10 protein-coding genes are annotated in these 11,836 nt (G+C 65.0%); 2 read left to right on the forward strand and 8 right to left on the reverse strand.

Features of this window, described 5'->3' with window-relative positions; all coding sequences use genetic code 11:
- Positions 1–56: 56 nt before the first annotated feature.
- The 5 genes from OES25_05115 to OES25_05135 are packed head-to-tail and all read right to left on the reverse strand — an operon-like array spanning position 57 to position 4,796.
- Positions 57–2,285 (reverse strand): SpoIID/LytB domain-containing protein, encoded by a 2,229-nt coding sequence (locus tag OES25_05115; protein MDH3627020.1) that lies wholly within the window; start codon positions 2,283–2,285, stop codon positions 57–59.
- Positions 2,282–2,845 carry a GTP cyclohydrolase I gene (locus OES25_05120; protein ID MDH3627021.1) on the reverse strand — a complete coding sequence of 188 codons (564 nt, stop codon included), beginning with the start codon at positions 2,843–2,845 and terminating at the stop codon, positions 2,282–2,284. Before OES25_05120 ends, OES25_05115 begins: the two co-directional genes overlap by 4 nt.
- A gap of 3 nt (positions 2,846–2,848) precedes the next feature.
- Positions 2,849–3,196 carry a 6-carboxytetrahydropterin synthase QueD gene (gene queD, locus OES25_05125; GenBank protein ID MDH3627022.1) on the reverse strand — a complete coding sequence of 116 codons (348 nt, stop codon included), beginning with the start codon at positions 3,194–3,196 and terminating at the stop codon, positions 2,849–2,851.
- Complete coding sequence (gene folB / locus OES25_05130; protein ID MDH3627023.1) at positions 3,193–3,576, reverse strand: dihydroneopterin aldolase; 384 nt, start codon at positions 3,574–3,576, stop codon at positions 3,193–3,195. Before folB ends, queD begins: the two co-directional genes overlap by 4 nt.
- Before the next feature lie 41 nt (positions 3,577–3,617).
- On the reverse strand, positions 3,618–4,796 hold the full coding sequence (locus OES25_05135; protein ID MDH3627024.1) for a threonine synthase: 1,179 nt from the start codon (positions 4,794–4,796) through the stop codon (positions 3,618–3,620).
- A 198-nt stretch (positions 4,797–4,994) separates the two neighbouring features.
- Here OES25_05135 and OES25_05140 point away from each other — a divergent pair, with 198 nt between their 5' ends.
- Positions 4,995–7,019: a matrixin family metalloprotease gene (locus tag OES25_05140; protein MDH3627025.1), complete on the forward strand. Its 2,025-nt coding sequence runs from the start codon at positions 4,995–4,997 to the stop codon at positions 7,017–7,019.
- Here the strand turns inward: OES25_05140 and OES25_05145 are convergent.
- Together OES25_05145 and OES25_05150 are read right to left on the reverse strand one after the other, a co-directional pair.
- On the reverse strand, positions 7,016–8,677 hold the full coding sequence (locus OES25_05145; GenBank protein MDH3627026.1) for a CRTAC1 family protein: 1,662 nt from the start codon (positions 8,675–8,677) through the stop codon (positions 7,016–7,018). The genes OES25_05140 and OES25_05145 overlap by 4 nt on opposite strands.
- Complete coding sequence (locus OES25_05150; protein ID MDH3627027.1) at positions 8,667–10,094, reverse strand: tetratricopeptide repeat protein; 1,428 nt, start codon at positions 10,092–10,094, stop codon at positions 8,667–8,669. Before OES25_05150 ends, OES25_05145 begins: the two co-directional genes overlap by 11 nt.
- 78 nt (positions 10,095–10,172) lie before the next feature.
- Between OES25_05150 and OES25_05155 the strand changes: the two genes are divergently transcribed.
- The gene (locus OES25_05155) at positions 10,173–10,556 is read left to right on the forward strand and encodes an MGMT family protein (protein MDH3627028.1); all 384 of its coding nucleotides are present in this window, start codon (positions 10,173–10,175) and stop codon (positions 10,554–10,556) included.
- Here the strand turns inward: OES25_05155 and tyrS are convergent.
- Positions 10,553–11,791, reverse strand: coding sequence for a tyrosine--tRNA ligase (gene tyrS, locus OES25_05160; protein ID MDH3627029.1), 1,239 nt, complete (start codon positions 11,789–11,791; stop codon positions 10,553–10,555). The genes OES25_05155 and tyrS overlap by 4 nt on opposite strands.
- Positions 11,792–11,836 lie beyond the last annotated feature (45 nt).

Genomic DNA, 11,836 nt, shown 5'->3' on the forward strand with positions numbered 1-11,836 from the left:
CTTCATGGAATATAGGTTCCGGGAGGTGGGAGTTCACTACCTGTTTTGGGGTGAGTTTACGGGAAATCGCCGATCTTCTCGATTTCGGTGCCCCGGTAGTAGTGCGCGAGGATTTTCCGATAGCCCGCACCGCGGAGGGCCATGCCATAGGCACCTACCTGACACATCCCGACACCGTGCCCCCAGCCCTTACCGGTGAACAGCACGGCCTCGATGGATCCGTCCGTGGCGCGCTGGATCTCGATCACCGTCAGGATCTCGCGCAGGTCCAGGACCCTCCGCACATCGAAACCGATCGCACGACTCGAGCCGCTGCTGCCGACGAGTTCGAGTTCGACGACACGACCGGACACACCCCGCTTGATCACCTTCAGATCCTTCAGCGTCCCGATCGACAGTCGACGGTTGATGGTTCGTTCCAGCTGACGACGGGTCTTGCGAACCTGCCACTTGTAGAGCCGTCCGCTGCGATCGTCCGACGTGCCCTTGACTGGGGGTCTCAGCTCCAGGAAGTCGATGGCGCCCCGCGCATCGGTTCGATAACGGATCCGATCGCCGGGCCACAACTCCAGTTGATCGACGGGCACCGGATGCCCACCGGACCAACCCAGTAGCGTCGGACTGGACGCCAACTCGACACGGACCTCGGACTTCCCGCGGATGACCCTCACACTCGTCTTCCCCAGGCCGGAGACGACCGCCTTCTTCAGACGGAACGCCTTGTAGCTCTCCCCCAGCCGCGCCAGCGCCGGGACCAGGCGTCGGATCTGCGTCGCCTCTCCGGCCCGGTAGCGTCCGTCGCCGTGAGAGCTGAGGGCATCGATAGAAACCAGGTAGGCCAGCGCCCGCTGTTGCGTCGCCGGCAGGCTCTCGACCTCGGCATCCCTCAGAAGCGCCGGCACGTCGGCGTCTGCCACGAGGAGATCGAGTCGTGGCGCCAGGCCGAGGTCCCGCAACAGCTGCTCGGAGGAGGCTCCGAGTGTGGCCGTCGACGGCTCGGGTCCCTGCGGCGCCGGACGCCCCGCCAGGGACGCCAGTCTGCGTGTCGCGTCTCGCAAGCTGGCGCCGTCCTTCAGCACACCGGCGGCGACCAGCAAACCGTGGTCCCGGGAAACATCCCGACCGGTCTCGTCCTTGACGGCGGTCAAGTCACGACCGACCACCGTGCCACGCAGGCTGGCCATCGCATCCTCCTCGGCGCGACAGGGAACACCGGTCAGGTACTTCGAGTCGAGATGCTCGGGGAAGATCAGTCCGCCATTCTCCGTGTGGCCGCCACAGGTCGCCGTGTACTTGGCATCGATCGGCTGCTTGCCATGCACCAGGACCTCCCCGCGGGTTTGCGATAACGCGCGATCGGAGAGCGGATGCTCCGCGCGCAGCCCCTTGTAGACCTGACAGCGCGGCGTGAAACAGATATCGAAACCACGATCGGCAAACTGATTACGATTGGCCCAGGCATAGGTCCGTGCGGCGACCGCCTGCGCTTTCAGCGCCTCGAGTTCGGGCCAGACCTCCGGCCCCAACTCGGCGGGCACCACACCACGCAGGTAACGTTCGAGATGGATCCAGTTGATCGCCTGCAGGGTCCCGAAGCCGGTGGTACGCACCTCGACCAGACCGCGATACGCCACATCCTCGACCTTGACCCCCGCGCTGCCGATCGGGACGATCGCCACCCGCCCCAGATCCAGGACCTGGGAGGCATAGCTCTCATCGACAAGACGGATACGGAAGCGGGCCGCCTCGCGTAACGGCTCCTCGGCGATCCAGATCGAGCCGAGTCCGGCGACCCGTAGCCGATCGACCAGGGGTTGAAGGCCCGCCCGGCGTTCCGACTCCCCCAGGCGAACACGCCAGTTGCCACGGTCCACGTCTTCGCGAACCACACCGCTGACACCGAATTGCTTTGTCAGCTTCTCCAGCTCCGCCTCGGCGGCATCCCGTCCACCGAAGGCGGCAACCTGGACGCGGAAGACACTCTGACGCCGATCCGTTGACGTCGCACTCGCGCCTGCAGGGTCCGCCGGGTCTTCCGCGACGAACCGCAACTCACCGCGATAGCGATCCCGCCAGACATCGGCGCCGCTTACGGGATCGATGACACGAAAACCGGAGCCGGCGACCCTCAGCGTGGCACCCTCATCGAGGCCGATCCGCATCCTGGGGGTCTTCTCGCCGAGCGCCGCCGCACGACGAGCGAGCGCATCGTCGACGGTATCCCCGAACACCTGCCCGGAGAGCCCGTACAACAACAGAAGCAAGAAGACGACGAGCCGTCTCACCCGCGATGCCCCGCGATCAGTGCGAGCGCTTCGTCACGACGGGCGCCCTCGGCCAACAGACCGGCGCCCCGCATCGTGGTCATCCGGCTACCTTCCTTCCGCACGCCACGCAACGACATGCAGGTATGCTCCGCGTGCAACACGACCAGGACGCCTCGCGGCTCCAGCACCTCGACAAGCGTGTCGACGACGCCACGCGTGAGATGTTCCTGGGTCTGCAGGCGACGGGAGTGAGCGTCGAGAACGCGGCCGATCTTGCTCAGTCCGGCAAGACGCCGACCGGGCAGGTAGGCCACATCCGCCGTGCCGAAGAACGGCAGCAGATGATGGACACAGATCGACGCGAAGCGCACGTCACGCACAAGGACCAACCCCTCGTCAGCGGCGCATGGAGTCCACGTGAGCTCCTCGCCCGGATCGAGGTCGTAGCCGGAGACCAGGTCGTCGCGCCAGGCCCGTGCGACTCGCTCGGGTGTCCGCTCGCGATCGTCCGCCTCGAAGCCGCCGCCGATACCGTCGAGGAACATGCGGATCCCCTCTTCCATCTTCTTCAGGTCCATCGGTTACTCGCCTCGATAGATCACGGAGCAGTTCTCCGTCTCGTGGAGCTCGATCTCGACCAGTCCGTCGAGACCTCTCGTCAGTTGCTGCCAGCACCAGACCGCCATCCGTTCGGCGGTCGGGTTGTCGATGATCTCATTGATGTAGCGATGATCCAACCGATTCACGACGTGCTCGCGGACGATGGTCTTCAGGTCGGAGAAGTCGATGGCCATGCCGCTCTCGGCATCGACCTCGCGATCGACGGTGACGAACAACTTGTAGGAGTGGCCGTGGAGCTCTTTGCACTTGCCCGGATGATTGGGAAGCTTATGAGCCGCCTCGAACGGGAATCGTCGTCGGACCTTCATTCGCGATTCCGGTTCCAGGCCTTGCGATCCCTAAAGATCTCGACACCGACCGAATCCACGATGCCGTCCAACACCGGGGTCTCCTTGCGGACCGTGATGCGGATCTCCTCGGCGGCGAAGTCGTCGAACAAGCGATCGAGGACGGCGACGGCGAACGACTCCAGCAACTTGTGCGAAGAACCGCGACCGAGCTCGATCACGCACGCGTGGACCTTGCGGTAGTCGATGGTCCGATGCACATTGTCTCCGCGACCGGAGGCCTCAAGGTCGAAGGTCAGCGAGACGTCGATGGACAGGCGACAGCCGACCTCACGCTCCATCCGCGTCAGGCCGTGGTAGCCGTGAAACTTGATTCCTTCGACGAAGATTCGGTCGCGCAAGGCGCCTCCCGCTAGAGATGGAAGTGTATCGTAATCCCGATTCAGGGAACCCGCAGGCCGGGAATCTCCGGATACTTCAACCCGCTGCCCGTGTTGAAGAGGACGACGGTCTCATGGGAATCGATCCAACCGATGTCCACGAGCTTCTGGGCGGCCGCGAGGGTGGCACCCCCCTCGGGCGCGGCGAAGATCCCCTCGCCACGACAGATCGCCAGTTGAGCCTTGGCCATTTCGCGTTCGGTGACCGCCAACGCGGTGCCCCGAGAGTCGCGGACCGCCCGCAGGATCAGATGATCGCCGATCGCCGCCGGAACCCTCAGGCCGCTGGCGTAGGTCCGCGGGTTCTCCCAGCGGGTCGCCCGCTCGACACCCTCCTCGAAGGCCCGCACCATCGGTGCACAGCCCTCGGCTTGCACGACGACCATCCGGGGACGCTGGCCGACTTCGATCAACCCGAGCTGCTCCATCTCCTCGAACGCCTTCCACATGCCGATCAGACCCGTGCCGCCACCGGTGGGATAGACGATGACATCCGGTAGCTTCCAGTCCAGCTGCTCGGCCAGTTCGTAGCCCATCGTCTTCTTGCCCTCTAGTCGATACGGCTCCCAGAGTGTCGACAGGTCGAACCAGCCGTGACGTGCCTTGCCCTCGCGGACGTGGACGCCACAGTCGGCGATATCGCCATCGACCAGATGGATCGTGGCACCGTGGGCCGCCGCCTCCAGTCGGAAGGGCTCCGGGGTCCACACCGGCAGGTACAGATCCACCGCCAGACCGGCCAGCGCACCGTAGGCCGCCGCCGCCCCACCGGCGTTTCCCGCCGACGGTAACGCGAGATGCCGGGCTCCAAGCTCTCGAGCCATCGTGACCGCGGTCGCCATCCCGCGGGCCTTGAACGATCCCGTCGGGTTGACCGACTCGTCCTTGATCCACAGCTGGTTCATGCCGTTCGCCGTACCGATGAAGCTGGCGCGGCGCAAGGGCGTCAGCCCCTCGCCGAGGGTCAGGACGTCCGAGCCTCCCGGTAGCACCTCGCGGTAGCGCCAGAGGTTGTTGGCGCGACCGGTCAGGGAGCCGCGATCCAGTGTGCGGGCGGCCTCGTCCAACCGGTACCGCGCCAGCAGCACACTCCGGCAATGCGTGCAGACGGTCTGCAGACGATCGACGTCGAAGGCCGCCTTGCAACGGGAGCACTCCAGCCATTCGAGTGTGGATTTCAAGGCGTCTCCCGGAGGCGAGGGTGCCACTCGCCCACCCTAGCGAACCCCCCTCCCCGGGGCAAGTTGTGACCGTCGGGCTTTTCCGGATCGTCGAATGCCGACTCTGCCGACCGGGGCCCCGGACCTTTCGACATGGACATCGTTTGGCCCCGGACCGGGACGTTAGTTTTGCGATAACACAAGCAACGGGGACACTTCGTGCGACGCAACACCTCTCTCATCTGCCTCGTGTGGGCGCTCGGCGTCGCCCTGGCTCCGGTGGCCGCCTCCACGTCCATCTATATGACACCGGAGGCGTTGGCCGAGCGCGCAACCGTCGTCGTCGAAGGCCAGGTCACCCGGATCGCGTCGGGGCCCGACGCCAACGGTCTGCGGGTGGCGACCTACATCGATCTCGACATCGATCAGGTCCATCGCGGACCCGCAGACCTGACAGGTTTGACCGTGCGCGAAGCGGGTGGCGTTGCCGGCGATCTGGTCCTCGAGATCGACGCCGCCCCCCACTACACGGTCGGCGAGCGTGTCTTCGTCTTTCTCGAAGCCGCGGACGACGGCGCCCTGCGAACCGTCGGTATGTTCTACGGTAAGTACAGCCTTGCGGGATCCGACAGCGATGACGTCGAGCCGGCCCGTCGAGACCTGGCCGATCGTGGTCGGATTTTCCGCGCACCGCTACGCGACGGCGACGACGACGTGGCCCCGGTCGAGGAGATCGACAAGCGGTCGCTGGTCTCCCTGACCGCCAGCATGGCGACGCCTCGACATCAGCGTCAGGGTCGTCTGGAATCGGCCGCGTCGACCGACAACTGGCGACCACGACCGGTGGAGTACGACGCCATCGACTGGCAACGGATCGAGGAGTGGCAGCCCACACCGGCCACCGACCGCGGCTTTGCCTCCGACCTGACGACCTACGAACTGGACGACCAGGATCTTCGCCCGCGATTCGTGGCGCTATCTTCCAGCAACCCCGCGCGCTGGGTTCAGTCCGACAGCGGCAGCGCCGTCGTGATCGACGTGGACCCGACAGGCAACCCCCTCGGCAACGACGCCCAGGCGACGGCCGAGATGGTCCGCGCCTTCGATGCGTGGAATGATGTCCCCGAGTCCCGCCTGCTGCTATCCCTCGGCAACGGCAACGACAACTTCGTCGCGACCCACGCACAGAGTCCGGCCGCCGCCTATCCCGACCGCAGCGTCATCCTGTTCGATGATCCGTACAACGACATCAGCAATCCCAGCGGCTGCTCCGGCGTCCTCGCCATCGGCGGCTACTGGCGAACCACCTCCATGGCCGGCATGGTCAACGGCGTCAACTTCCACCCCGTGCTGCGTCTCTACGTCATCTTCAACAATAACTTCTCGTGCTTCCTCGGTGACGCCGACAACCTGGCGGAGGTCGCCGCTCACGAGCTCGGTCATGGGATCGGTCTGGGTCACTCCTGGGTCTTCGACGCGCTGATGCGGTCGTCGGCCTACGGCGGTCGTGGCCCGCGTCTGGGTGACGACGATCTCGACGCCGCCCACTGTCACTACCCACACGCGGTGGGGATGGTCACACCGAACGGCGGCGAACAGCTGACCGTCGGCGAGACGTATGGGATCCAGTGGAGCGCCAGCGCAGAGAGCAGCGGCGACCCCGGAAGCGTCCGACTGCAACTTTCCACAGACGGCGGTCAAGCCTGGAGCACGATCGCCGACGGCACCGCCAACGACGGCTGGTACGACTGGACGGTTCCCGACACGCCGGGCACCGACATGCGGGTGCGGGTCGTCCGTCCCGCACGCATGGGCGCGAATCCCTCATTGTACGACGAGTTCTGTAGCGACGACGTCTCCAACAGCTCCTTCGAGATCGTCGCGGCGTCGCCTACCGAGCCCGGCGATATTGACCTCGGCTCGTTGCGTCTGGAACCCAGCGGCTTCGGCGACGTGCGTGTCAGCTGGGAGGCCGGCTGCTCGACGTCGATCTCCGGCTATACGGTCTACGAGGGCAGTCTGGCCACGCTTCGTGGCGGCCAGTACCAGGTGACGGCGGCCGTCTGCGACGCCGGCCTCGATCTCGAAGAAGTGCTCACTCCGTCCGGTGCGGATCGGTTCTATCTGGTGGTCCCCCACGACGCCTCCCGCGAAGGTGGGCTGGGGGTCGACTCGGATGGCACCCTGCGACCCGCACCGTCTTCGCCCTGCCGGGCTTCGACGACGGGGTCCAGCTGCTCCTAATCCCGTTGGATCGTGTGGGTTTGATTGACGTCAAACGCGCCTAACGTCTGTCGCGTGCCGTCGACCCACAGGATCTCGAGGGCATCGATCTTCGTGGCTTCACCCAGCCCGAAGGTCACCCTCGGGTCATTGCAGGCGAGGTAACTGTAACCGGAGCGAACGTCCTGACGTTCGGTGTGATCGCCGACCGAGGCGAACAACACGGCCCCCTCGGCATCCCGACCGGACCGCTCCAACACACGAAAGCGGACCCAGTTGCCGACATCCTCGTGGACGTTCATCAGCAGATGCGCCCGCTGGTCCTTGTTCACGACCAGGATATCGGGAGCCCCGTCGTCGTCGATGTCGCCGAATGCCGCCGCCCGGCTGGCCGCGATGAGGGGTTCGGTGGTCCCGCCCCGGGGAAGGACCTCATCGAAGGAACCCTGGTCTCTGCCCTTGAACAGGAGGTTGATCTCGGCGAAGCCGTCCTCGGCAAGACTCGATGGCGAACGCATCACCTTGCCGTTGGCCTGAAAGAGATCGAACTCGCCGTCCAGGTCGAAGTCCACCCAGCCGAGCCCGAAGCGTGTGTAGCGACGGCTGACGAGTCCCAGGCCGGTACGGGCCGTCACATCCGAGAAGTACTCCCCCTCGTTCCGATAGACCGAGTCGGTCTCGTCCACGAGGTTACAGACCATCAGGTCCAGGTCGCCGTCATCGTCGACGTCTCCTGCAGTCACACCCATGCCGGCCTTCGGCACGCCACCTTCCAGGTCGACCGCAACCCCCGCCACCAATGCACGGTCGATGAACGTCCCGTCCTGCTGGTTGACCCATAACTGATCGCCGATCCCGTCGTTGGCCACGAAGATATCCAACCAGTCGTCGCCGCTGAAATCGCCGAACACAAAACCAAGCCCGTTGCCGAAGCCCGCATCGAGACCGGCGGCCACCGTCACATCGGTGAATCGTCCTTCACCATCATTGCGATAGAGAGTATCCATCGACGGTGAGTCGTAGTTCAGCGGGCTACAGTAGTCCGGCTCCCCCATCGGGTTGGCGCAGTCCAGCTCCGTGGACTCCTGCCAGTTCAGGTAGTTGGCCACGAAGAGATCCAGGTCGCCGTCACGATCGTAGTCGAAGAAGCCCGCGCTGGTGCCCCAACCGTCATGCCCCACACCGGCGACGTCGGTGGCGTCGACGAACTTGCCGCTACCGTCATTCAGCAGCAGCGTGTTGGGTCCGAAGTTGGTGACATAAAGATCCACATCGCCGTCATCGTCCACGTCGCCGCACGCGACACCCATCCCGTAACCACTGCCGGCGCCTGCGCCGCTGTCCTGCACCTCGCGGAAGCGACCGTCGCCGAGGTTCTCGAATAGCTGGTTTCCGGGGGTTCGTTTTGCGGGGTCGGTGAGACTGCCGCTCTGCACCAGATAGGCGTCCAGGTCACCGTCATTGTCCATGTCGAACAGACCGCCGCCACCGGCCGCCGCCTCGGGCATCAGGTAGCGACCATCGTGACCCGAGCGATGGACGAAAGTCAGACCGCGGGCTGCGGCATCCTCCTGGAACCACGGCTCCGGCGTGTCTTCCTGGGGCTCCGTCGGCGGCGTACAGGCCAACGTCCCGAGCAACGAGCACGTCACGAGCAACTTAAGACAACTATCCCGCACCGCCACCCTCTTGCTGCTGTCGCCTGGACTGCTGGAGCAATTGGTTGACACGGTCCGGCTGACTCGGCCCCAGTTCCAACGCACGCACCAGCGCGGTCTCGGCGACGGCGGGATTGCCGGCGAACAACATCACCAGCCCGTAACGAACATGAAGGTCGGCATCCTGATCCTGCTGCTGGAGCGCCTCCTGGTAGCGTTCGGCCGCCGGCTCCCAACGTTTGAGCGTAGCCAGGCAGTCGCCCAGCGTCTCCAGAACCCGCGGATTCCCCGGATCGAGTCGTAGCGCCTCCTCGAGAGCGTCCACCGCGTCCTCGTTCCGCGCCAGTGCACGGAGCGCGGTCCCCTTGCGGATGTGGGCGAGGCTCTGCTCCGGCCGCAACTCGATGGATCGTTCGGCGTGACGCAACGCGCCGGCCGCGTCACGGGTCACGTAGTAGTAGGCCGACAGCTCCAGATGGACCCTCGGGTTCTCGGGGTGACGGTCCAGCGCGTCCTGTAAGACGACGAGGGCCTTCTCGTTCTTCCCGAGCCGCATCAGGACCTGCCCCATCTGTGCCAGCACACGGACGTCGTCGGGGTTACGCTCACGCAGGGACTGCAGCATCTGCAACGCGACGTCGTTCTGCCCGTCGTTGGCCAGCTGGATCGCCAACTGGACCTGGGCACCGTAGCCCACGCGATAACGCAGGACGTCGTTGCTCCAGAGATCGTCACGGATGACCTGGGATCCGCCGCCCCGCTTGAGGTGGTACTCGGCCCGCGTCATGTCGCCGAGCTGCCGGTAGGCGTTGCCAGCCAGCAGGTTGGCCAACGAATGGGTGGGATCTTTTCGCAGGATCTCCCGGGCCGCGACCAGCGCCTCTTCGGCCTGCCCTTTCTCGAGGGTCACGCGCACACGACCCAGGCGGGCCTGCACGTTTCCGGGGTTCAGTTCGAGCGCGCGATCGAAGTCCGTCGCCGCACGATCCACATCGCCCAGTTCGAAATGCCAACCGCCACGACGCCAGTAGCTGGGGACGTAGTCCGGCTGCAACGCGATGGAGCGTCCCATCGACTCGATGGCCGCCTCCAGATCGCCTTCGCGATGTTGGAGTCGAGCCAGGTGGTACCACGCCACCGGCTGCTCGGCGTCCAGGGTCAGGGACTGCACGAAAGTCGCCGCCGATTCTACGAACAGCTCGTTGGCCTGATAGACCATGGCCAGCCGGGTCCGTGGCTCCGGGTTGGACGTGTCCTTCTCGACGTCCAGGAGCATCTGTTGCACCAGAGCGGCGACGGTCGAATCCAGGGCACTCATATCCGCCGGCCGAGGGATCGGTCCGAGCGCTTCGGGTGCCGAGGGGCCACAGCCAGGCGAGAGCAGGAGCCCCAGGCCGAGCCCCACGACGATCCAGAGTCCGCGAATCTTCCGCCCCACGCCTCGATCTCCTACCGGGAAACGTCGTCTACTCCAATATACTCGACCGTCGAGAGATTACCGGCCCAGGAGGATCCGATGAAGCGTAAGCCGAGGCCCATCCGGACCGCGGACCGTCTGCACGGGGATCAACGCGACACCGCCGAAGCCGGCACGGGTGCCTTCGCGGCGGTTTATGCGATGGTCCGCCGAATCCCACGCGGTCACGTCATGACCTATGGACAGATCGCCAACGAGATCGAGGATCGACTCTCGCCCCGTGCGGTGGGCTGGGCGCTGAATGGCTGCCCGTCGGATGTCCCCTGGCAACGGGTGGTCAACGCGACCGGAGGCTGCTCCACCGATCGACTTGCCGACAGCCCCCGGGGACTTCAGCGAGCGCTACTGGAAGAGGAAGGGATCGCCTTTCGTGACAACGGGACGCTGGACCTTCTGACCTACCGCTGGATCCCCGCGGACTAACCCTCGAAGCGGATGCGCGCGAAGCGGCGCTTGCCCACCTTGACCAGCCAGGCGTCCCCCCCGGCGACCGCCCGCTCGAACGTGCCCTCGCCGACCCGCTCCCCGTCGATGGCCACTGCGCCTTGCTTGAGAAGACGGTTGGCCTCGGTCTTGGAACTGGCCAGTCGGGTGTCCGCCAGAAGTTGTGGCAGGAAGGTCTTGCCGTCGCCGACAGCGAAGGTGAACTCCGGGACGTCCTCGGGTGTGCCCTTGTTCTGGAAGACCCGGCTGAACTCTTCCCGCGCCTTCTGTGCCGCCGCCTCGCCATGGAACCCGGCGATGATTCGTGCGGCCAGCCCCTCCTTGGCCTTCTTCGGGTGGAGCGTGCCGTCTTCCGACAACCTTCGCATCTCCGCGATGCCGTCCAGCGATACATCCGTACAGAGCTCGTAGTAACGCCACATCAGGTCGTCGCTGATCGACATCAACTTGCCGAAAACCTGGACGGGGTCCTCCTCGACACCGACGTAGTTGTCGAGAGACTTGGACATCTTCTCGATGCCGTCGAGTCCCTCGAGTAGCGGCGTCGTCAGTACGACCTGCGGCGGAAGATCGTAGCCGGGCATGATATCCCGCCCGACGTTCAGGTTGAACAGTTGATCGGTGCCACCCAGCTCGACATCCGCCTTCAGATAGACCGAATCGTAGGCCTGGGCCAACGGGTAGAGAAACTCGTGAATCGAGATCGACTGGCCGGCGTTGTAACGTTTCTTGAAGTCGTTGCGCTCCAACATCCGCGCAACGTTGTAGCGTGCCGCCAGACGAACGAAGCCGTCAGAGCCCAACTCGTCGAGCCATTCGCTGTTGAAGCGAATCTCCGTCTCGTCGGGGTCGAGGACCTTGAAGCACTGCCGCTTGTAGGTTTCGGCGTTGGCGAGGATCTCCTCGTTGGACAGGGCCGGCCGCGTCTTCGATCGACCGCTGGGATCGCCGATGCGTCCCGTGAAGTCGCCGATGACGAAGATCACCCGGTGACCGAGATCCTGAAAGTGACGCATCTTTCGCAGCAGCACGGTATGACCGAGATGCAGATCCGGCGCCGTCGGATCGAAGCCCACCTTGACCAGCAGCGGCCGCTCGTTCTTGCGGGAGTCCTGAAGTTTTTGCTTCAGCTCGTCACGCCGGAACAGGTCCACCGAGCCCCGCTCGAGGAGTGCGAGTTGCTCGTCGACGTCGGCGAAAATCGATTGGCTCAAGACGACCTCATGGGGTTGCGACCGGATCGACGGGGATTCTAACAA

This window comes from Acidobacteriota bacterium (assembly GCA_029861955.1).
Taxonomy (GTDB): domain Bacteria; phylum Acidobacteriota; class Polarisedimenticolia; order Polarisedimenticolales; family Polarisedimenticolaceae; genus JAOTYK01.

Coding starts and splice junctions, on each gene's coding strand:
- OES25_05120 (MDH3627021.1), bottom strand. CDS start 2,845: ATGGACCTGAAGAAGATGGAAGAGGGGATCCGCATGTTCCTCGACGGT.
- queD (MDH3627022.1), bottom strand. CDS start 3,196: ATGAAGGTCCGACGACGATTCCCGTTCGAGGCGGCTCATAAGCTTCCC.
- OES25_05155 (MDH3627028.1), top strand. CDS start 10,173: ATGAAGCGTAAGCCGAGGCCCATCCGGACCGCGGACCGTCTGCACGGG.